22 protein-coding genes are annotated in these 22,255 nt (G+C 42.6%); 10 read left to right on the top strand and 12 right to left on the bottom strand.

The window, feature by feature from the left end; all coding sequences use genetic code 11:
• Nucleotides 1-173: 173 nt before the first annotated feature.
• The 8 genes from D4T97_RS04155 to D4T97_RS04120 all read left to right on the top strand — a co-directional run bounded on the left by D4T97_RS04155 (nt 174) and on the right by D4T97_RS04120 (nt 8,094).
• Entirely contained in the window at nt 174-2,576 is a 2,403-nt protein-coding gene (locus D4T97_RS04155) for a Na+/H+ antiporter subunit A (protein ID WP_126047904.1), read from the top strand.
• A complete protein-coding gene (locus D4T97_RS04150) occupies nt 2,573-2,995 on the top strand; it encodes a Na(+)/H(+) antiporter subunit B (RefSeq protein WP_126047902.1) in 423 nt (140 codons plus the stop codon). The genes D4T97_RS04155 and D4T97_RS04150 overlap by 4 nt, the downstream gene beginning before the upstream one ends.
• Nucleotides 2,995-3,327 carry a Na(+)/H(+) antiporter subunit C gene (locus tag D4T97_RS04145; RefSeq protein WP_126047900.1) on the top strand — a complete coding sequence of 111 codons (333 nt, stop codon included), beginning with the start codon at nt 2,995-2,997 and terminating at the stop codon, nt 3,325-3,327. The genes D4T97_RS04150 and D4T97_RS04145 overlap by 1 nt, the downstream gene beginning before the upstream one ends.
• Nucleotides 3,328-4,821 (top strand): Na+/H+ antiporter subunit D, encoded by a 1,494-nt coding sequence (locus tag D4T97_RS04140; RefSeq protein WP_126047898.1) that lies wholly within the window; start codon nt 3,328-3,330, stop codon nt 4,819-4,821.
• Between the two features lie 358 nt (nt 4,822-5,179).
• Entirely contained in the window at nt 5,180-5,656 is a 477-nt protein-coding gene (locus D4T97_RS04135; RefSeq protein WP_126047895.1) for a Na+/H+ antiporter subunit E, read from the top strand.
• Between the two features lie 20 nt (nt 5,657-5,676).
• Nucleotides 5,677-5,940: a Na(+)/H(+) antiporter subunit F1 gene (locus tag D4T97_RS04130; RefSeq protein ID WP_408021589.1), complete on the top strand. Its 264-nt coding sequence runs from the start codon at nt 5,677-5,679 to the stop codon at nt 5,938-5,940.
• Nucleotides 5,924-6,274, top strand: a complete 351-nt coding sequence (gene mnhG, locus D4T97_RS04125) for a monovalent cation/H(+) antiporter subunit G (protein WP_126047891.1) — start codon at nt 5,924-5,926, stop codon at nt 6,272-6,274. The genes D4T97_RS04130 and mnhG overlap by 17 nt, the downstream gene beginning before the upstream one ends.
• Before the next feature lie 122 nt (nt 6,275-6,396).
• The gene (locus tag D4T97_RS04120) at nt 6,397-8,094 is read left to right on the top strand and encodes a sigma 54-interacting transcriptional regulator (protein ID WP_126047889.1); all 1,698 of its coding nucleotides are present in this window, start codon (nt 6,397-6,399) and stop codon (nt 8,092-8,094) included.
• A 45-nt stretch (nt 8,095-8,139) separates the two neighbouring features.
• Here the strand turns inward: D4T97_RS04120 and D4T97_RS04115 are convergent, their stop codons facing one another.
• The 7 genes from D4T97_RS04115 to D4T97_RS04085 form a co-directional block, all read right to left on the bottom strand.
• A complete protein-coding gene (locus D4T97_RS04115) occupies nt 8,140-9,486 on the bottom strand; it encodes an aminotransferase family protein (protein ID WP_126047887.1) in 1,347 nt (448 codons plus the stop codon).
• A 699-nt stretch (nt 9,487-10,185) separates the two neighbouring features.
• Nucleotides 10,186-11,607, bottom strand: coding sequence for an amidase (locus D4T97_RS04110; protein WP_126047885.1), 1,422 nt, complete (start codon nt 11,605-11,607; stop codon nt 10,186-10,188).
• Nucleotides 11,608-11,731: 124 nt separating this feature from the next.
• On the bottom strand, nt 11,732-12,094 hold the full coding sequence (locus D4T97_RS04105; RefSeq protein ID WP_126047883.1) for a DUF2188 domain-containing protein: 363 nt from the start codon (nt 12,092-12,094) through the stop codon (nt 11,732-11,734).
• Between the two features lie 91 nt (nt 12,095-12,185).
• Entirely contained in the window at nt 12,186-13,247 is a 1,062-nt protein-coding gene (locus D4T97_RS04100; RefSeq protein WP_126047881.1) for an ABC transporter substrate-binding protein, read from the bottom strand.
• Between the two features lie 204 nt (nt 13,248-13,451).
• Nucleotides 13,452-13,844 (bottom strand): hotdog fold thioesterase, encoded by a 393-nt coding sequence (locus tag D4T97_RS04095; RefSeq protein ID WP_126047879.1) that lies wholly within the window; start codon nt 13,842-13,844, stop codon nt 13,452-13,454.
• Between the two features lie 172 nt (nt 13,845-14,016).
• The gene (locus D4T97_RS04090) at nt 14,017-14,253 is read right to left on the bottom strand and encodes a hypothetical protein (RefSeq protein WP_126047877.1); all 237 of its coding nucleotides are present in this window, start codon (nt 14,251-14,253) and stop codon (nt 14,017-14,019) included.
• 108 nt (nt 14,254-14,361) lie between these two features.
• On the bottom strand, nt 14,362-15,864 hold the full coding sequence (locus D4T97_RS04085; protein WP_126047875.1) for a leucyl aminopeptidase: 1,503 nt from the start codon (nt 15,862-15,864) through the stop codon (nt 14,362-14,364).
• A gap of 327 nt (nt 15,865-16,191) precedes the next feature.
• On the opposite strand from D4T97_RS04085, the gene D4T97_RS04080 reads away from it, so the two are divergent.
• On the top strand, nt 16,192-16,671 hold the full coding sequence (locus D4T97_RS04080; RefSeq protein WP_126047873.1) for a divergent PAP2 family protein: 480 nt from the start codon (nt 16,192-16,194) through the stop codon (nt 16,669-16,671).
• A gap of 147 nt (nt 16,672-16,818) precedes the next feature.
• On the opposite strand, the gene D4T97_RS04075 is transcribed toward D4T97_RS04080, so the two are convergent.
• From D4T97_RS04075 to D4T97_RS04060, 4 genes are all read right to left on the bottom strand, one after another.
• Nucleotides 16,819-17,433, bottom strand: coding sequence for a 3D domain-containing protein (locus tag D4T97_RS04075; protein ID WP_126047871.1), 615 nt, complete (start codon nt 17,431-17,433; stop codon nt 16,819-16,821).
• Nucleotides 17,434-17,596: 163 nt separating this feature from the next.
• Complete coding sequence (locus D4T97_RS04070) at nt 17,597-17,920, bottom strand: YuiB family protein (RefSeq protein ID WP_126047869.1); 324 nt, start codon at nt 17,918-17,920, stop codon at nt 17,597-17,599.
• Between the two features lie 358 nt (nt 17,921-18,278).
• The gene (locus D4T97_RS04065; RefSeq protein WP_126047867.1) at nt 18,279-18,761 is read right to left on the bottom strand and encodes an NUDIX domain-containing protein; all 483 of its coding nucleotides are present in this window, start codon (nt 18,759-18,761) and stop codon (nt 18,279-18,281) included.
• A gap of 491 nt (nt 18,762-19,252) precedes the next feature.
• Nucleotides 19,253-20,470 (bottom strand): NAD(P)/FAD-dependent oxidoreductase, encoded by a 1,218-nt coding sequence (locus D4T97_RS04060; RefSeq protein WP_126047865.1) that lies wholly within the window; start codon nt 20,468-20,470, stop codon nt 19,253-19,255.
• Nucleotides 20,471-20,820: 350 nt separating this feature from the next.
• Between D4T97_RS04060 and D4T97_RS04055 the strand changes: the two genes are divergently transcribed.
• A complete protein-coding gene (locus D4T97_RS04055; RefSeq protein ID WP_126047863.1) occupies nt 20,821-21,819 on the top strand; it encodes an NAD(P)/FAD-dependent oxidoreductase in 999 nt (332 codons plus the stop codon).
• Nucleotides 21,820-21,871: 52 nt separating this feature from the next.
• Here D4T97_RS04055 and D4T97_RS04050 read toward each other — a convergent pair whose 3' ends face one another.
• Nucleotides 21,872-22,234 carry a HesB/IscA family protein gene (locus D4T97_RS04050; RefSeq protein WP_126047861.1) on the bottom strand — a complete coding sequence of 121 codons (363 nt, stop codon included), beginning with the start codon at nt 22,232-22,234 and terminating at the stop codon, nt 21,872-21,874.
• Nucleotides 22,235-22,255 lie beyond the last annotated feature (21 nt).

Below are 22,255 nucleotides of genomic sequence, written 5' to 3'. Positions count from 1 at the left end.
CACTTTTCATCGAAAAAATGCGTCTCTACCTATTTAATATCTTTAGAAGCAAAAAAATGCTTTTCAAACGACTGCAATGAAACAGGTGAATAACTACGTTATAATTTCTGTGGGCCAATAGATAAATTATTTCAGTGGCTTGGGAATCATACTAGGTAGAAGGGGGAGATGATTTGTCACTTTTACATTTCGCAATTATTGCACCGCTGTTGTTTGCATGTTTCATTCCGTTCCTGTTTAAAAGATTGAACCTCATACATACAGGCTGGTTTGTCTTAGGCCTGTCCATCATCCTTTTTATTTATTTCCTGCGGTTTTTGCCGGACATTCAACATGGCGGCATTCAAGAAACCGTAAACTGGATCCCTTCACTTGGCATCAACTTCACTGCCTATGTGGACGGACTCGGTTTACTATTTGCCCTGCTGATTACAGGGATCGGATCGCTTGTTTCGCTCTACTCGATCTATTACCTTTCAAAAGAAAAAGAAGACTTGGGCAGCTTCTATGTCTATTTGCTCATGTTCATGGGAGCCATGCTCGGTGTCGTACTCTCAGATAATTTGATTGTCCTTTATACGTTCTGGGAGCTCACTTCTTTCTCTTCTTTTCTTTTAATCGGCTATTGGTACCATAAAAAACGCTCGCGATACGGTGCTCAAAAATCCATGTTGATCACCGTTTTCGGCGGATTGGCCATGCTTGGGGGCTTTCTGCTTCTCTATTTGATGACTGGATCTTTCAGTATCAGGGAGATCATATCAATAGCGGACGGCATCTATGGGGACCCTTTATTCATCCCTGCATTGATTTTAGTATTATTTGGGGCATTTACTAAATCTGCGCAATTTCCTTTCCACATTTGGCTGCCGGATGCAATGGAAGCGCCGACACCTGTAAGTGCTTATCTTCATTCGGCAACGATGGTAAAAGCAGGAATCTACCTTGTGGCACGCCTAAGCCCTGTTTTTGCTGAGCATGGACTTTGGCTTTGGCTCGTAGCCGGTTTCGGCATATTCACTTTAGCGTGGGGTTCTTTTAACGCGGTAAAGCAAACGGATCTAAAAGCGATTTTGGCATTTTCTACAGTAAGCCAGCTCGGTTTGATCATGTCACTGCTCGGAATTGGTGCGGCTGCCCTCCATTATGATTATTTGGACGATAATTTATATATGGCCGCAACCTTTGCAGCTGTATTCCATTTGATCAACCATGCGACATTCAAAGGGAGCTTATTCATGGTTGCCGGGATTGTCGACCATGAAACAGGTACTCGCGATATCCGCAGGCTTGGCGGGTTAATGCAAATCATGCCTGTCACTTTTACAATCGCCTTGATTGGAACTTTTTCGATGGCTGGCCTGCCTCCTTTTAACGGCTTTCTTAGCAAAGAGATGTTCTTAGCAGCCATGGTGAATGTTCTATCACTTGATATTTTCAATATGGAGACATGGAGCGCATTGTTTCCGGTGCTGGCTTGGGTCGGAAGCGTTTTTACTTTTGTTTACAGTATGATGCTCCTGTTTAAAACTTTCACCGGGACTTATCAGCCGGAGAAATTGGAAAAGAATCCGCATGAGGCACCTGTTGGGATGCTTGTTTCACCTATTATTTTAGGAGCACTTGTCATCGTTTTCGGACTTTTTCCAAACATCCTTTCCACATCGATCATTGAGCCTGCAGCTAATGCCATTTCGCCTGCACTTATCGATGCTGGTCAGTCGTTCAGTACACATATCAGCTTTTGGCACGGGCTTACACCCGAATTGTACATGACAATTGGCATCGTTATTGTTGGAGCTTTCTTATATGTGACACTGCCCAAGTGGGAAAGAATATACGGTTTGTTTCCGAAAAAGCTGGCGCTTAACCATTTGTATGACCAAAGCCTGATTCGGGCGGAAAGTGGATCACTCAGTGTGACTAACTCTTATATGAATGGTTCCATTCGGACGTACATGATTTATATATTTGTATCCATGGTGGGAATATTGAGTTTTTCCATTATCCAAAAAAATGCCTTCGCATTTACGACAGATGGCTTGGCCCCCATGGGATTATATGAAGTAGTACTTGGGGTAATAATCGCCGGGGCATCCATTACCATTTTGGTTGCAAAATCAAGATTGACGTCCATTATTGCATTGGGAGCCATCGGATACACTGTGGCATTGTTCTTTGTCCTTTTTAGGGCTCCAGATCTTGTTTTGACCCAGCTTGTTATTGAAACCATTTCCGTGGCTCTATTCTTGCTCGCCTTTTATCACTTGCCGAAAATCAACCGCAAAGAGGAGCGGATGGGTTTCAAACTGACAAATGCCCTGGTGGCGGCGGGTGTTGGGGTAATTGTTACAGTCATTGCCTTTTCGGCGTTGAGCAACAGGAAGTTTGAGTCGATAGCACAATACTATATTGAAAACACAGCCGAAAAAGCCGGCGGGTTGAATATGGTCAATGTCATCCTTGTAGACTTCCGGGGCTTTGATACAATGTTTGAAATTGCGGTACTCGGTATCGCCGCCCTTGGTATTTACGGTATGATCAAACTTAGGCTGTCAAGGAGGGAGGACACATGAGAACGAACGACATCATTTTACAGACAGTAACTAAGATTGTTTCCTTCATCATTTTAATGTTTGCCCTCCATATATTTTTTGCCGGCCATAACAATCCGGGCGGCGGCTTTGTCGGCGGGCTGCTGACTTCGGGGGCTATCGTTCTTTTGCTCCTGGCTTATGATATTAAAAGTGTTGCCAACAGCCTGCCGATCGATTTTAAAATAATGGTGGCTGTCGGCTTGTTATTCGCGGTTGGAACCGGGGTGGGTTCCTTCTTGTTCGATGTTCCATTTTTAACGCATGCATTCGGGGAATTTACCCTCCCGTTACTTGGGAAAACACATCTCCATACGGCGGTGCTGTTTGATATCGGGGTATATTTAGTTGTCGTTGGCTCAACGCTGACCATTATTCAAACGATAGGAGAGGGAGAATAATGGAAATCTTCATGTCGGTATTAATTGGACTCTTGTTTGCAAGCGCCGTTTATTTGATGTTATCGAAAAGTCTGCTCCGCATCATTATAGGGACCGGTTTATTAAGCCACGGGGCCCACTTGATGCTTCTAACCATGGCCGGTTTAAAAAAAGGAACGGTTCCCCTTCTTGGTGAACAGGCGAAAGCATATACGGATCCCATTCCACAGGCATTAATTCTAACGGCAATTGTCATCAGTTTCGGCGTGACCGCTTTCTTCCTCGTTCTGGCCTACAGGGCATACCAAGAGCTGGGGACAGATAACATAGATGAGATGAGAGGTACGGAATAAATGATCAACTTGTTAATTTTGCCCATCATCATTCCATTCGTAACAGCGGTCATATTGATTTTTTTCAAAAATAAAATTGCCGTCCAGCGTTGGATTTCCACGCTTGCAACAGCTGGAACCCTTGTGGCATCCATCATTCTTATTCAGACAGTCTATAATGAGGGAATTCAAACGCTGGACCTTGGAAGCTGGCAGGCCCCATTCGGCATTACACTTGTTTCTGACATGCTGTCTGCCCTTCTTGTGACAGCCACTTCCTTTATTACACTTTGCTGCATTCTCTTTTCTTTCAGCTCTATTGGAAAAGAAAGAGAGAGCAACTTTTATTATCCTGTTGTACAATTCCTGGTTGTTGGTGTCAACGGGGCATTCACTACCGGCGATATTTTCAACATGTTCGTCTTTTTTGAAGTCATGCTCATGTCTTCATATGTACTACTTGTTATTGGCGGAACAAAAATACAGCTGCGGGAATCGATCAAATATATTTTGGTGAATATTACTTCATCTGCTCTGTTTGTCATTGCAGTCGCCTATTTATATTCCATTGTCGGGACATTGAACATGGCGCACATTTCACAAAGGATTGCAGAAGTGGACCAGCCTGCCATATTGACAGTTCTTGCGGTCCTGTTCCTAATCGTGTTCGGGCTGAAAGGGGCCATTTTCCCTTTGTTCTTTTGGCTGCCGGGATCTTATTACGCACCGCCCGCTCCTATCATGGCCTTATTCGGCGCATTGCTTACGAAAGTTGGAGTCTATTCGATCTTACGAACATATACACTCTTTTTCTATCACGATATAGGATTCACTCATGAGCTTTTAACCATCCTGTCATTGGTGACCGTTGTCTTAGGGTCAATAGCTGCCATCGCGTATAAAGATATGAAAAAAATTGTTATTTACAACATTATCATTGCCATCGGAGTCATCACATATGGAATTGGGGCGATGAACGCCGACGCTTTGACCGGATCTGTTTTTTACCTGATTCATGACATGATCATCAAGGCAGTCCTCTTCCTTTTGGTGGGGCTTATCATTTTTATTACCGGATCTAGCGATTACTCTAAATTCAGCGGCTTGATCAAACATTATCCGCTAGTAGGATGGTCTTTTTTCATCTCAGTATTGGCGCTTGCCGGGATTCCGCCGCTTAGCGGGTTTGTCGGTAAAATCCTGATTGTAAACGGCGGTTTTTCAAACGGCGACCTTGTTGGTGCTTTGATTATCCTCATGTCCAGCCTGTTTGTACTGTATTCATTGATGCGGGTGTTCATCAATGGATTCTGGGGAGATCCTGCAGGTAGCGTAAAGAAACCCGAGCTGAAAATCGGCAGCATGTTATTACCGATCATCATACTCGTCATTTCAGCCATTTCCTACGGTGTCTTCTCCGAATGGATGAATATGTATATTGTTCAGGCTGTTGAAGCATTAATCGACCCTAGAGTCTATATTGAGGCCGTGTTAAGAAATGCGGAAGCGCCTTGATCAGCCCCGACAAGCACAAGACAATTCCCGAGGAGGTAGTTCTTAAGCCACCACAGGGAAGCTACTGACTTCAATCACCTCATGTGAAGCGTCCCGGAGTATGCTACGTGGAGCTTTGCGACGAGCTGAACAAGACTTCCGCGAATAAGCTTTGGCGCAGGAGCACATTCTTCCTGAGTCTACTTCCTTGCAGCTTGTGACCTCGAGGGGCTAGGCGCTGGCCGCCGACGCCACATCCTGTGGCGTCGGCGGCACTAGGACATCCTGTCCGTCGGAGCTGGACAACTTTTAAACTGAAATGAAAGTATACTTTTTAAATTAACTCCAAATCTCACCGTGCAAAGGAGGAAGAGGTCCGTTGGCATTTCAAATATTACTGAACTTTTTGCTCGCTTTCACGTGGATGTTTTTTGAAAGTTCGATGGAGACGTCCACATTTATAATCGGCTACCTGCTTGGAATGCTTGTCATATTTTTTATGCGCAGATTTTTTTCATCACGATTTTATGTTTATCGTATCTATTCCATTATCAAGCTCATCTTGATTTTTTTAAGGGAACTTCTATTATCCAATCTGGCGGTCCTCAAAGTGGTTTTGCAGCCAAAGCTGAACATCCGCCCTGGTATTTTTGCAATGGAAACAAAGCTGACATCCGATTGGGAAATCACACTTCTGGCAAATTTGATTACGCTGACGCCTGGAACGCTTGTTGTCGATATATCTCCCGATAATAAAATCCTTTATGTGCACGCCGTGGATATAGAGGATGCAGAAGAAGCGATAGAAGATATTAGAGGTTCGTTTGAAAAAGCGATCATGGAGGTGAGCCGCTAATGCTAAGTATAGTTATCAAAATGGCTCTGATCGGGTTTGCGGTGTCTTCTTTTATTCTATTGGTACGCGTTATTAAAGGACCCTCGACTCCAGATCGGGTCATCGCGCTGGATGCAATGGGAATTAATTTGATTGCCATTACCGGCCTCATGTCCATGCTGCTCGCGACAACCGCATATCTCGATGTCATTTTGCTGCTTGGAATCCTATCCTTTATCGGAACAGTGGCTTTCTCTAAGTTTCTTGAGAAGGGAGTCATCGTTGAATATGAGCGCAACCGCTGAAATTATCGTAGCCGTGTTTATACTGATCGGTGTATTTTTAAGCCTGGTTTCCTCTTTTGGTGTTATGAGGCTCCCGGACGCTTATACAAGGAATCACGCAGCCTCGAAGTCGACAACGCTTGGGGTGATGTCGACTTTATTGGGAACATTGCTTTTCTTTTACTTTTATGAAGGAATCATCCATTCACGGATTTTGCTAGGGATTATCCTTATTTTCGTCACTGCTCCTGTGGCAGGACATATCATCAGTAGAGCTGCGTATAATTCTGGAGTCGAATTGTCAGAGCGGACGGTGCAGGATGATTTGAAAGACACGAAGAACATACCAAAATAAATTGAGTTAATAAGCCGTCTTCTCTTAAGAGACGGCTTATTTTCATTATCGCCGCTTCCTGCCTTGTGATACAATATCCATAATCTTTAAAAAGGAATATATGCTGTGGGAGTGGATGAGTAATGCTTGAAAGCGCCAAACTTCAACAATATGAGGATGTTTTTAATAAACTGCCAATAGGCGTCTTGGTTATTGCTGCAAATGGACTGATCACAGTATGTAATCAGACAGCTGCGGAATTAATTGGACTTGCCGTACCGAAAATTATCAATCAGCCTTTTTCAGGAATAATTCCTTTAAATAAATTGCCCTCTGATAATACTTATCATGAACAGCAAATTTTGATTAATAATAAATCTTTTTCATTTTCCGCCAAGAAAGATAATGAACTGCAGCAAACTATATGCATCATTCATCCTACGGAACCTATGACGGAGCTAAGGGATACAAAACTAACAGATCTGCCAATTGAAGATATTCTCAATTCTTCACAAGATGAAATATTCATTACGGATTCTGAAGGACATACTCTGTTTGTCAACTCAGCTGGAAAAGCTCTTTATGGAAAAAAGCCTGAAGATATTATTGGCAATGCTGTCAACCAACTTGTTAAAAAAGGACTTTTCTCTCCTTCCCTATTTCCGGTTGTTAAAAAACGAAATGAAAAAGTGTCCATGATCCAGCGGACGATTTCAGGGAAAACCGCACATGTCATCGCCAATCCTGTATTTGACGTGGACGGCAACATGACACATATCATTTTTACCGGAAGAGATATTACTGAGATTAAGAACTTGAGAAAAAAGATTGAAAGAAGCGAAGTTTTATTAAATGCATATAAATCCGAATTGGAAAAACTTCAAGGCTTTAACACTCCACCTGAAACAGACATTGTCGCCATTTCTCCCAAGATGCGCAAGGTGCTCAATATGGCGAATAAAATCGCTAAAGTAGATTCAACAATATTGATTACAGGTGAATCAGGTGTCGGAAAAGGAGTAATCGCCAAGTTCATCCATGATAATAGCCCGCGTAAAAACAATCCGGTCATTCATATAAATTGTGGTGCCATACCGGAAAACCTGATGGAATCCGAGTTATTTGGTTATGAGAGCGGAGCCTTTACAGGAGCGGATAAAAAAGGAAGAAAAGGGCTTATAGAACAAGCCAATGGAGGAACGCTTTTTTTAGATGAAATAGGTGAAATGCCTCTTAATCTGCAAGTGAAGTTGTTGAAAGTTTTGCAAGAGCGAAAATTTGAACCAGTAGGCAGTTCAGCTTCCGTGAAAGTGGACATACGAATTATTGCCGCTACAAATAAAAATTTAAAAGAACTCATAAACAAAGGTACTTTTCGAGAGGATTTGTACTATAGATTAAATGTCGTTCCAATCCATATTCCTCCGCTCAGAGAAAGACCGGAGGACGTCCTCCATCTAATTGATTTTTTCGCGGAAAAAATGAAGGAAAAATATCATACATCCACTACCTTTTCTTTGGAAGCGGAGAATGCACTTGTTCAATATCACTGGCCAGGAAACGTAAGGGAATTGGAAAATTTAATCGAGCGGCTTGTTGTGACTTCTGAAAACGATGAAATAACCTTTGATGACTTACCCGAGGAAGTTCGGTACAGGGAGGCCAACGATGCCATCGTCGTCGTGAAGGATATTGCACCCCTTAAGCAAGTAAGAGATGAGATGGAAAAGCAATTAATCCGAAAAGCCTACGAAGTTCATAAGAGCTCATATAAAGTTGCAGAATTGCTTGGTATCGACCAGTCGACGGCAAGCAGAAAAATTAATAAGTTTATTAAATAATTAAACTAATTAAGGGCATCCATTAGAGACGGATGCCCTTTTTCTTTATTTTACATTGCTTTTTGCAGCTGTTATTGCTTCATCAATGATTTGAATCATTTTTTCTACTTCTTCTTCGTTGATATTAAGCGGCGGTGCAAAAATAAGAGTATCAGCACCTTCATAGATTACACCGCGATGGATCAAGCCGCGCTTCAATGATTCCGCTACTATTGAAGGGGCAAGCGGCTCAGCAAATCTTTCGCCTGTTTCTTTGTCTTCGACAATCTCGATTGCTCCCATGAGCCCTAAACCACGTACTTCTCCGACAATTTCATGCTTATCCTGAATACGCTTGAAGCCTTCAAGCATTTTTTCACCCATCGCTTTGGAATTGTCGATCAATCCTTCATTTTCGATAATTTCGATGTTTTTCAATGCAACAGCACAGGCTGTAGGATGACCGCTGTACGTATAGCCGTGCATGAACAATCCATCTGACAGATCGATCAAGTCTTGGTGGATTTTTTCAGAGATGATTACGCCGCCAAGTGCCGCATATCCGCTTGTAATTCCTTTTGCCACTGACATGATGTCCGGGACAATACCGAATTGCTCAACGCCGAAGTATGTTCCTGTCCGGCCAAAACCTGTGATAACTTCATCCGCAATAAAAAGGATGTTGTTCTCTTCACAGATACTTTTGATCTCTTTGAAATAATCCTTTGGAGGCATGATAACGCCGCCTGTTCCTTGAATCGGCTCAGAAATGTAAGCTGCAATTGTCTCCGCACCCTCAGCTTCGATAAATGCACGGAACGATTCTGGTGTGCTTTCCACATAATAGAAATCAGGAGCCAATGATGTTGTAAAGTCACGAAATGGCTGTAATCCAGTCGCACTTGTTGCTCCCATTGCAACGCCATGGTAGGATTTTCTGCGTGATACAATTTTCTTTTTCTCAGGCTGTCCCTTCAGCTTCCAGTAGTGGCGGACCAATTTGAATGCAGTATCGTTGGATTCAGATCCACCGGAAGTAAAGAATACAGTGTTTAAATCGCCAGGTGTAATTTCAGCAATCTTAGCTGCTAATTCAATAGCGGGCTCGTGACTGAATGTAGCGAACGTGGAGCTGAAAGCAAGCTTGGACATTTGTTCAGCTGCAACCTGTCCCAACTCTTTTCGGCCATGTCCTATGTTTACATTCCAAAGTGAAGAAAGGCCGTCAATCAATTCCTGGCCATGTATATCTTTTAAGTAAATGCCGTTTCCTTCGGTGAAAATAAAAGCAGGTCCATCTTCCTGCTGTTGCTTAATTGGAGATGTTGGATGCAAGAAATGTTTTTTATCCAGTTCTACCAAAGTTTCATAATCTCTCTTTGTAGGTGCTGCTTTATTAATAACCTCTGCCATTCATAATTCCTCCCTAATCAATTAAATATAAGGCAGTTCAAAAGCCTTGCTACATAATATTGCAACTTCTGTGCCAAGATCAAAAGCTGGCTAAATCCATTGGTTTTCGTCATTGGGGTAGGAAAAGGATGTTTTTTTGCATTGTTTTAAGGTTTTTTTCCATTACTTTAGAATAAAAGCGGAAGGCGCCCGCCCACCGGCGACAAGCACAAGGCGAATTTTGATGAGGGAGTTTTTCAGTCACCACAGCAAAGCCCCTTACTTAATTACATCATGAGAAACATCTCTGAATATGCTTCATGCTGCTCTGCGACGAGCTGAACAAGACTTCCTCGAATAAGCTATGCCGCAGGAGCACATTTTTCTTGAATTGCTTTCTCGCAGCTTGTGACCTCGAGCCGATGGCGCCTGGAGCTAGACATAACGGATATATCCCTGAAATAAAAATTAGTCCGATTTTATACTTTCTTACTTTAGAAAAAAAGCGCAACTGCGAATTCTGCTACTTGACAGACACTGGAGCTGGACGCGGCTTTTAGCGATAAACATGTTATTCACAATTTCCTATACCTAAAATAGTAAAAGCCAATGCCAGCCTAAAAGAGGCTGGCATTGGCTAGTTATTAATTTTTTGGGTAACAACGCAACTTTTTGTTGTATTCGGTAGCACCTGTATAGGCAAAGCGCCAACCTTTTACATTACAAGGAAAGCCTGTTTTCAAGCACCGATGCAAACCGGTAAATATTAGCCTCGTCAAAGGCTTTACCAGTCAGTTGGATCCCAATCGGGAGCCCTTTATCCGAATATCCACACGGCATGGAAAGACTTGGCAGTCCAGTTATGTTAAATGGTCCTGTATACCGGTTAAGGACAAGACTGCTATGAATCTTTGATCCATTGAGGATGATTTCTCTCTCCCCGATATTGACAGGGAGAATCGGAACAGTCGGAGTGATTAGGAGATCAATTTCTTCAAAAATTCCTTCAAACTCCCTGATAGCCTGTCTCTTGACCTGCTGTGCATCAACATATTGTGTAACATGTGTGTCTTTTGAAGTGACCAAGCGTGTCCTTACTTCATCATCCCAAAGATCCGGGAAATCTTGCAGTCTTTTTTCGTGAACGGTATATGCTTCGCTTGTCAAAGTCGTCCTGAATGCAGCCAGTATCTCCTCCATATCCGGAAGGTTAACCGATTTGATTACTGCACCTGCTTCCTCAAATTTTTTGATCGCTTGAAGATAGCTTTTCTCGACCTCCGGATCTCCCCCTTTGAAAAAATCACTCGAAGGAACCCCAACTATCGCTCCGTTTATGTCTGAGCCAATTAAAGCTGTATAATCCTCCGTTGCTTTATCGATTGAATACGGATCGTTCTCGTCATATCCCGCGAGCACATTCATTAAAATCGCATTGTCATGGACAGTTTTAGTCATTGGGCCTACGTGATCGAGTGTCCAACTCAGGGGAAAGACTCCGAAATTACTTACTCTTCCAAATGTCGGTTTCATACCAACTGTCCCCGTAAATGAGGCTGGAATCCGGATAGATCCTCCTGTATCAGTTCCAAGCGCTCCATAACATAATGAAGCCGCAAGCGCAGCCCCCGAGCCGCTGCTCGATCCGCCTGTTATTTTATTCAAATCATGGGGATTTTTAACTGGGCCTGCAAATGAACGGTCTCCAGACGTTCCGAAAGCCACCTCATGCATATTCAATTTCCCTAATATGATGGCTCCTGCCTCTTTTAGTTTTTTTACCACCGTCGCATCATGGTCAGGGATGTGATCTTTGAAGATGGCAGAACCCATCGTCGTTGTAATGCCTTCCGTATAAATATTATCCTTTATTGCAATGGGTACACCATGTAGCGGCCCTCTGATGTTACCTGCCTGAATTTCAGATTCAGCCCGCTTGGCCTGCTCCATCGCTTCTTCAGCTGCAACGGTGATAAAGGCGTTGTATTTTCCATCTTCCGCTGCGATCTTTTCTAGGAGTCGTTTTGTCACCTCAACTGGTGAAAGTTTGTTTTCTTTAATCTCCTTAGAGAGTGATGCCAGATCCCATTTTAAAAAATCTTCTTCATATGTATCGTTTTTTTCTTGTTCCGGTGTTTTCACAAATGTCCCACCCTTCAAATAATCTATGATTAAATTATACCAACTGTTTTCCCTATTACCAGGATGCCGGCAAAAAAAAAGACTCCCTCAATAGGTTTTACCTATCACGGAAGTCTAGCTACTTCTAATCATACAACCTCTCTGAAACGGACCCATCCGCCTTATGGACAACCAATATTCCTTCATGGTCATTGACATATTCCCTGGCACCGTCTAGTAATTCTTTCTTCGTTTCTTCCCTAAAAATGGCTTTTTTTCCCTCTTTCTTTTTTAAAACCCAATCTTCCCCGTCAGGCTGCACATGGTATTCCGTTCTCTCAACTTCGCCTTCAATATATTTCCTTGCTTGGGCAATTCCAATGGATATTGCTCTTCCTTCCTCATAATCGTCATCCAATAGGGCGTTGGCAATTTCAATCGCTTTTTTTCGGACGGCATCAGGAAGATTTTTCATTGATTCCGGATAATCACGCTTTGACCAAGGCATGTTCATAACCTCCTTTTTCCTTATCACCATTTCCCTTATCAATTCATTCCAAAACAAAAAGGGCTGTACCTAATGGCAGCCCTTTAAATGATTATTGTCTGAACTCCGTCCACACGCGGTCATACATCTGCGTAGCTTCTCCAACATCCTTCAATAATTCTCCCTGTTTGAACTCCTCGACAAACTGCGTTTCTTTCCTAACCTCTTCAGGTAAAAGCTTTGCCGCTTCTACATTGGATGTTCCGTATGGATACTCAAGCAGAAGTTCTTTCATAATTTCTGGACGATTAATAAAGTCTATGAACTTTTCGGCATTCTCTTTATGAGGGGCGTTCTTAGGAATAACTAATCCCTCTTGCCAAGTCAAGATACCCTCTTTTGGAAAAATGACTTTGATGTTCGGATTTTCACGTTTTGCGATATATGCGTCTCCACTGTATGTAATAACCGCCTTCGCTTCCTTGCTCATTAAAAAATTTTTGGATTCCGTGTCCACTGCTTTGATATTCGGCTTCAGTTCTTGCAACAATTCCCCTGCTTCTTTGATTTCTTCCTCATTTGTCGTGTTAGGCGAATAGCCTAGAGCCTGCAGCGCGGATCCTATTACAGGTCTTGGATCATCCATGATCGCCAGATTGTTTTCAAATGAAGGATCAAATAAATCCTTAATACCTTCAACTTTCTTATCTGTTATTTCCTCATTGACCGCAATCGGATAAAAACCCCATAAATAAGGCACTGAATATTCATCATTGGGATCGGCATAATTCCCGGAAAATTCCTCTCCGATATGTTGTAAATTAGGAATGTTATCCTTATTGATCTTTTCGACTAAGCCTTCTTTGATCAGCAGTTCAATAAAGTTGGTTGTAACGACAGTCACATCGTAATTTGAGTTTCCTGTACTCAGCTTGGCGTACATTTCCTCATTTGATGAAAAAGTACTGTAGTTTACCTTAATGCCTGTTTCCTCTTCAAATTTTTTAATAACGGAATCCGAGAAGTAATCCGACCAGTTAAACACATTTAAAACTTTTTCGCTGGATTCACCGCTCCCACCAGCGGAATCCTTGCTTCCACAAGCTGACAAAGTAAGAGTAATTATTAATACTAACAGTAGTAAGCTAAAAAGTGACTTTCGAATACCCTGCATCCCTTCCACCTCTTCATTATTTTTATTAATTAAAGCCCTCTCCCAATCCTCCTTTCCCGCATTCTAATAATAGACTTGCAACTTATGTGCCATTCACACAAAATAAATAAAATATATTTTATCTTCAGATATCTAACTACAGTGGAATGCACTATTGCACTGCCTATTTCTTAAATGAGTGCATTCCCAAAATATATTTGAGAGTTACTCGCTGTCCACCTTTTTCGGCACAATTGCCACCGTACATCTTGATATGGAAATCAAGCGGTCTTGCTCATCCTTGATTCGGATATCCCAAACCATTGTTGTTTTTCCACGGTGGACCGCTTCTGCGATAGCTGTGACCAGTCCTTCCTTTTTTGGGCGTACATGATTGGCATTGATCTCCAGCCCAAAGCAAATTTCCTTCTCCAGATCAATCAAAGCGGCCGTTCCAACACTTGCAGCGGTTTCGGCCAATGCTACAGATGCGCCGCCATGCAAATAACCGTAAGGCTGTCTTGTTCGGTCGTCGACTGGCATGGTGGCCCTCACTTTCCCCTCTACTATATCAACAACTTCAATTCCCAAAGATTGATGTAATCCCTTTTCTTTCATATGAAGTCCTCCAACCTATGTATTTTCTTTTTATTTTAATTCTATACTAACTCCATAATATCCTGTTTTAAAAAAGAAAGCCCACCAGCATATCTATCTACCGATGGGCAGTTTTTCCATTATCTATTATGAAAATGAAACATTTTCGGACATTCAGTCGACAAAGACGTATTTAAAAGCCATATGGGACGCCGTATGGTGCACCGAATCCATAAGGCGCGCCATAACCATATGGGACTCCTCCATAAGGGACTGGATATGGATAGAACGGGCGCGGCCTGAATACAGCACTCCCGATGCCGGCTCCGATTCCGCCGCCTATTAAACCGCCGATAAAACCGCCTAGTAAGGGAGCGCCGAAGAAAAAGCGGTTTCCGGCATAAGGTTCCAGATTTCGATAATACATCATTACAGGTAGCCTCCTTTATGCAAGAGCTCAAAGCTCCTCTTTACCTGTGTATGCGGGAAAGGCATAGATGGCATGGGCGATTATTGTATGAACAAGCCCGTTCCTGCCTTAATTCCAGTTCTTTTCCTCGATTACAAGCAGAGCAAGCGTCCTTACCATTACCCCTGTAGCTCCTGCAGGACCAAGCTCATACTCTTTGTTAGTTGTAGCAGTTCCTGCTATATCCAAATGAACCCACGGAGTGTCTTCTACAAATTCCCCGATAAATGCACCGCCCATAATAGCGTGGCCTTCCCTGCCTGGCGAATTATTCAAATCGGCTATCTTACTTGAGCGAACTCTTTCTTTATCCTTCTCCGTGTATGGAAGGCGCCAGATAAATTCTCCAGTTTTAGCCGAGGCCTCTTTTACTTGCTGATAGAACTTCTCATTATTTGATATCGCCCCTGTTTTATCAAGGCCAAGTGCAATAATTACACCACCGGTTAAGGTAGCCACATCAATGATCCGGTCAGCACCATGCATTTTTGCGTATGTGACCGCATCTGCCAGAACGAGTCTTCCTTCCGCGTCCGTATTTAATACTTCAATTGTTTTTCCGTTCATCGACGTAATTACATCATCAGGCTTGAATGCTTTTTCACTGATTACATTATCCGTAGCCGGGATCACCGCAACAACATTCCGCTCAGGTCTAAGACTGCCAATCACATCCATTGCTCCAAGAACAGACGCCGCTCCGCCCATATCTGTTTTCATACCGACAATCCCATCCTTCGGCTTGATGGAGTAACCGCCAGTATCAAATGTGATCCCTTTTCCTACCAAGCCAAGAACATCAGTCCATTCTCCTTTTCCTTGATATTTTAAGACAATCATAAATGGTGGTTCATTTGATCCCTGGTTTACCGCTAGAAAAGCACCCATTCCGAGCTTTTCAATTTCCTCTTTTTCTAAAATTTCAATTTCAAACCCATACTTATCAGCCAACTCCGCTGCATACGCAGCCAGATCGGAAGGCTTCAGCATGTTGCTTGGCGTGTTCACGAGTGTTCTCGCATGGTTGGTTCCCGTCCCAAATGTCCAACCAGTTTGAAAAGCGGCTTTAGTTTCCTTCATATCCTCATTTGTAAAAATAGTTATTTCCTCAACGATGATCTCTGGTTCATTAGATTTTTGCTTATATCCATAAAATTCATATGTTGCCATGGTATACGCCTCACTTATGATCCAGGCACACTTTTCGGTAGTAATTCCCCCTCCCACAAATGAATCCAATGCGATAGAGAATGACTCTACACGAAGCTGTTTCAATTCTTTGGATGCCTTTCCGACCGCTTCGCGCAATCGATCAACTGTTAAATCTTTTTCCCTGCCCAACCCGATAAAAACGAATCGTTTGATGGAGGAACAGCCCAAACTATGTATAACCGCAACCGATTGATATTTTGCAGATATATCACCTTCTTTTACAAGATCAGTCAATCTTCCATTAAACGCATCATCAAGCTGCTGCAGATCTCCCGAAAATTTCTCAGGCTGATCCATCAATCCGATCAGCATGCATTCCTGTTCACTTTCGTATGGGTTTTCATTTGAAATATGAAACATGTGCAACTCCTCCTTTACTAAAAGTATAGACCAAGTTTTGTGGAGTTTCGAGATTTCCAAAAGTGTGATTCCTTATCGGGCTGTTGTGGTAATATAAAAAGAAAGGAAAAGCACAAGTGTCCCATTTTGCGAATTCCTAGTTAAGCTTTCAAAGGGAAGCTGCTAACTTCAATCACTTCAACTTTTCTAAGATTACATCATGGATAAACTGAAGAAAACGTTGGCAGACCTGCTTTCCTGTATTGTATGCTTAGAGAAGCTAAAGCTAAAAAAATAATGCATTGTTTATATTAATTTTTCTTTCCATTTATGAAAGGATGTAAATTGATGGACCTGTTTTTGAACTTTCCTCTTTGGTTTGCACTCACTGCTATTTTCTTTGCTCAATTTGTAAAAGTCCCTCTCCATTTCATTGTGACAAGAAAATGGGACTGGTCACTATTGACCTCAACAGGCGGGATGCCAAGTTCCCACTCCGCCGCGGTTACCGCCCTTTCCACAGGTATCGCCCTCAAGGAAGGCTTGGGTTCGCCCCTATTTGCAGTTGCCGCAGTATTTGCGATTATCGTTATGTTCGACGCAACCGGTGTCAGGAGGCAAGCCGGTGAACATGCTATTGTCTTGAACCAGTTGACTTCTGACTTCCAGCGTTTTATCGAAGAAGCTAAAGTTTGGCCGGAAAAACCGGAGCAGCAAAAAAGAAAAGAATTAAAGGAGCTGCTTGGACACAAGCCCGTGGAAGTGTTTTTTGGAGGATTGACAGGTGTCTTTTTAGCGCTGATTCTTTATTATTTTCTAAATCTATAACTAAGAAAAACGCAAGGCACCTGGCCGACTTAAAGCACCACCTCCTGTGGCGCCGTCGGAACTGGACATATCGAGTTGGCGTCGTATAATCTATCGCGTTTTTTACTACGAAAAGGCTGCGGTTTGAAAATCCCGCAGCCTTGTAACTTAATCTGAAGTTTTTAAATAAGTTTGCCTGAATACCTGCATGGCCTCATCTTCATTCAGGGCAATCAGCTCTTCTTCTGTTATTTTCCCAGTACCCATTTCAATGATGTGGATATCCAGCGTACGTTTTCCCCAATTACTGTATACCTCATCAACAGTTTCGTAATAAAGATCAATTTTATTCCCTTTGATGGCTGAACCTGTGTCAGCTACCACACCATATCCGTAACCCGGAATGAATAAAATGGTGCCGATGGGAAATACCTTCGGATCAGCGGCTACCGTTGAATATAAATCCCTTTTCACTTTCACACCGGAATATGTTATTCCGTAAGACGGATGTCCAGGTCTTTTCCCGGTAGATTCTACCCCAGCCGTATACCCAGTAGCAACAACTTTTTTCATCGGATATTGAGACCAATCAAAAGCCTCTTCCAATGGAGGAATATCCGTTGGATCTGCTTTCGCGGCCTGAATTGCCGGTTCTGCCATAAGATTTTCCTCTGCTTTTTTTTGATTTGAATCTGAAAATAGCATTTGAGCAGTTGTCCTAATATCCAAACCGGACAACGCTTCAAAAGTTGCTCCCAAGGCTGCTGTAAATAAAAGCAGCATCAACAGCCTCCGGATGTATATGTAACGCGTAAACATTCATTCACTCCTCTCATGGGTATTGATTCCCTATTTTGAGAGGGTTTATTCGTAGTGAATTAAGAAAGCTAGAGACTTTTGACGAAAAGTAAAAAAGCCCCCTGACTAACAGAGCGCTTTTTTACTACTAAAACATTCTATAACCTTTTTTACGCAAGACCTGCATAGTAAACCCAGCAACTAATGCTCCTGCCAAGCCGCTAACCAGAATGATTAGATCAGCTGCAGCGAGATTAGAGATGCTTGATCCAAGACTGGAAAAAGAAGAGGACGGAGATGTAAGATATTCCGTAAACTTCACCTTATCAACGATCAATATGGCGACGACCGGATAGACAACCGCCATAATCCAAGTCATTCGTAATAGCATATTTAGTAAAAATCCAATCCCGAAAAACAGGACAAAAAATAATAACATGGATATAAGCAGGACTGGAAGTGGCATTTGCATAGCTGTTTTCCCCCTTGATTTTACCTTCATACCAAGTTTACTGAATGGTTGACAGAGCGTCAATGCCGAAGACTCGGACGAATTCGTGACAATTAGAAAAGCGAAAGCGCCTGTCCATCGACGTACAGACTGGAGTGACTCCAACGAGATAAAGGAAACACGGCGACGAAGGCCGCCTCAAAACGCCACATCCTGTGGCTTTGGTGGCACTAGGACGTCCTGTCCTTCGGAGCCGATGTTGACTTATCGTAGGCGGAGGCGCGAAGTCTGCTAGTCGATAGGCGCTGGAGCTAGACAATTAGAAAAGCGAAAGCGCCTTGTTCAGCTCCGACAAGCATAAGACAATTCCCTTAGAGGATCAAAGAAATAATTTATAAGCCGTATATCCAAATTGACTTCCAGGGTTGATTGCAACAATCTCTTTTTGAAACGGCCTGTATCCCCCTTGGATCAGCTCAGTAATCATGACAGAGGTTTTTTTATCCTGTAACAGACTTTCAGGCATCATCCAGCTGGCTTCCTCAAGTTCGTCTTCCTGAACTAGGATTGTTGTGTTTTTTGGTTTGCAGGCAAATATCATCATATTATCACTGATGCTGGAACGCAGCACTCCGGTTCTTAAGCCGAGCAGACCGTCAATAGTACAAATAACCCCTGTCTCTTCAAGTACTTCCCTTTTGACCGCCTCATCCAGAGTTTCCCCCGGTTCTACAAAGCCTGCCGGCAACGTCCATTTGCCTTTGGCTCCGCCGTATTTCTTTTTCACGACAAGCCAGCGGCCCTCCTCATCAATAACCACGCCGCAAACTGCCAGCCAAACCTTGCCCCGATTTTGACTCATACTCTTCTCCCCACACTTTCTTAGAAAAGCGCAAGGCGCGCAGCCTTAGGCGACAAGCACAAGACGAATTGCGAGGAGGCAGCTTTTCGCCCCCCACGCAAAGCCGCTCACTTAATTACATCATGAGAAACATCTCTGAATATGCTTCATGCTGCTTTGCGACGAGCTGAACAAGACTTCCTCGAATAAGCTATGGCGCAGGAGCACATTCTTCCTGAATAATCTTCCCTGTGGCTTGTGACCTCGAACCGATGGCGCCTGAAGCTAGACATTAACGTATTCTTGTTTAAATAGAAAACTTTATCTAAGTTTATACTTTCTTTAACTTCCAAGAAAAAAAGCGCCCTTCTAAGCCCCGACAAGCGCTGAGTTATACTTATAACCACTAGGGGCTAACCGCTGGAAATGAAGAACACATACGCATTGTTATTTTCACTCTCTAAAAAAGGCAGAATCCATATAGATTCTGCCTCTCTCATCATTTCATTGTATTACTTAAGCAAATTGAATTTCCCTTTTTTCATTGTAAGCGGAATGCCGCCAATCATGTAAAGGGCACGGTTGTCGATCATCTTTTTCATAAAGGAAGCTTTTGTACCTGTCACTTTCTTTCCGAAGACAACACCGATGGCATCGTCATCTCCAAGTGAACAAACAGTTCCTTTGTTATCGAATGTAAAGCTGTCAAGGTTCGTTTTACCTTGAACGAGCTTCGCTAAGTTGCTTGCTACCAATTCGCCTTGTTGCATAGCGATTTGAGCGGTAGGAGGATATGGGCGGTTGATTTCTTCGTTAATCACGAGTGAGCAGTCGCCAATAACAAACACATCAGAAAGCCCTGGTGCACGCAAATCAGGCTCTACTTTTACTCTGCCGCGCATATTTTCGATTCCAGATTCAACAATGATCGGATTGCCTCGAACACCTGCAGCCCATACAACCGTTGCTGCTTTGATTTCCTCTGTATCATCTTCGCCTTTTGCAACGACGATTCCTTCAGGAGTAGCTTCTTTAATTGCCGTACCAATGCGGAATTCCACATTTTTTCTTTCAAGCAACGCTGTAGCGTACTGAACCAATTCAGGATCAAATCCTGGTAGAGCAGTTGGAGCAGCTTCCACACAGACTACTTTTACCATTTCTTTGTCGATATCATATTCTTTGCACCATCTTGGAATCTGATTGCCCAGTTCGCCAAGAAACTCCATGCCTGTAAAACCTGCACCGCCGACAACAATTGTTAAACGTTCTGGCTTTTTGTCGACTTTGTAAGTTGCGAATTGATATTCAATATGTTCGCGGATTTGTCTCGCTGTGTTTACATTTGTAATGGAAAAAGCATACTTATCAAGGCCTTTGATTCCAAATGTTTCAGGAGCGCCTCCCAATGCTACTACAAGGTAGTCATATGAAAGCTCGTCTCCTTTTTCAAGGATTACTTTTTTCGTTTCAAGTTCAACTTTTACAGCAGTATCTTGAACGAAGTCAACCTTGCTTCTGTCAATTACGCTTGAAATATCATAACGGACCTGGTCAGGGGACAATGTTCCGGCAGAAGCTTCATGCAACCATGTTGTTTCATAATGGTAGTCATTTTTATTAACTAAAACAATTTCGGCATCGGTGCTTCCGAGTTGTTTTTGAAGACGTGTCACTGTCATTAATCCGCCGTAACCAGCGCCTAATACTACAATCTTTGGCTTTCTCAATCTAATCACTTCCACCTTTTCGTCTTATTATAAAACATTCGTACGACTGAAATGCATTGTAAAAAATAATATGATATATAAATAAATGTGATGCACTTCACGTACAATAACAAAAAAAATGTCATAAAAAAGAGATATATGTCTCAATACATCATATGGCTTTTATTCTCCTTTTTCAAGCGGTTTCACAGAAGAACAACAATTCTGAATTCTTAAGGTCAAAACTCATTCAAAGTACTGATTCCCCGCATTTTTGGGTCATTTCATATGACAAAACTAAGCATTGTGTGGCACAATAGGAACGTGTAAAATGACTTATTGAAGCTGTTTATGAACAGGAGGGATTTTCTTTGAAAGAAGATCAGCAAGTTTTTGACATGACAATCATCGGGGCAGGTCCTGCTGGGATGTTCACTGCCTTTTATGCAGGTATGAGGAATTCATCGGTTAAAATTATAGAAAGTCTTCCTCAATTAGGCGGGCAATTAGCTGCATTATATCCAGAGAAATATATATACGATGTGGCCGGCTTTCCAAAAATAAAGGCACAGGATCTCGTCAATAATTTAAAAGAACAGTTGAAGTTGTTTTCCCAAACTATTTGTCTTGGTCAATCTGTACAAAATGTGGAAAAACTGGACGACGGAACTTTTAAACTGACTACCGATCAAGAGATCCATTATTCAAAATCGATTATTATCACCGGCGGAATCGGAGCTTTTCAACCAAGAAAACTGGAGATTGAAGAGGCCGAACAATATGAAGGGAAAAACCTCCACTATTTCGTAGATGATATGAAAAAGTTTGAAGGAAAAAGAGTCGTAATCCTGGGTGGGGGAGATTCAGCTGTTGACTGGGCGCTCATGCTTGAACCGATTGCAGAGAAAGTGACCCTTGTCCATCGCAGGGATAAGTTCCGCGCTCATGAAAGCAGCGTGACTCAATTGAAATCTTCTTCAGTTGAAATTAAAACTCCTTTCGCCGCTTCTGATATCATCTGTGACGGCGAGTCTATCAATAAGCTTGTCATCCAGGAAGTCAGAGGCGATGCTGTGGAAGAAATTGAACTTGACTCTCTGATTTGCAACTACGGCTTTGTGTCATCACTTGGACCGATCAAGGACTGGGGCATCGAGATTGAAAAGAACTCCATTGTCGTCAATTCAAAAATGGAAACGAATATCCCGGGGATATATGCCGCAGGTGATATCACGACATATGACGGTAAAGTAAAATTGATCGCCACCGGATTTGGCGAAGCGCCGACAGCTGTCAGCAATGCAAAAACCTATATTGACCCGAAAGCAAGAGTGCAGCCGATGCACAGTACGTCTTTATTCGATAAATAATAAAGCAGATACAACAAAGGCCCGGACAGTGATGTCCAGGCCTTTTTTCCATTTAACAATCTTCCGGCTTACCTGCAACTGTCGCAGTTCGGAAAGAGGTTCCACAGCCACATGAAACAAGGGCATTCGGATTATCAATCGTAAAACCGCCTCCCATGAGAGACTGTTTAAAATCAATGACAGTTCCTGAGACAATCGGAGCTGTATCTTCATCAATGACGATACCTATACCGTGCTGCTCAATGAATGTATCCTTTTCAGATCTTTCATGGTCTAGACTCATGCCGTACGATAAACCGCTGCATCCGCCTCCATTAATGGAAAAACGGAAATAAGCACCTTCTTCTCCGTTCTGTTTGATCATTTCCTTGATCTGCAATGCAGCCGCTTCAGTCAATATTACAAGGTCACTCATGAATCTGCACCCCCCTCTTGC

The organism is Siminovitchia acidinfaciens (assembly GCF_003605385.1).
Lineage (GTDB): Bacteria > Bacillota > Bacilli > Bacillales > Bacillaceae_C > Siminovitchia > Siminovitchia acidinfaciens.
Note: the sequence above shows the minus strand (reverse complement) of the source record. Positions and strands in the feature narration are given on the sequence as shown.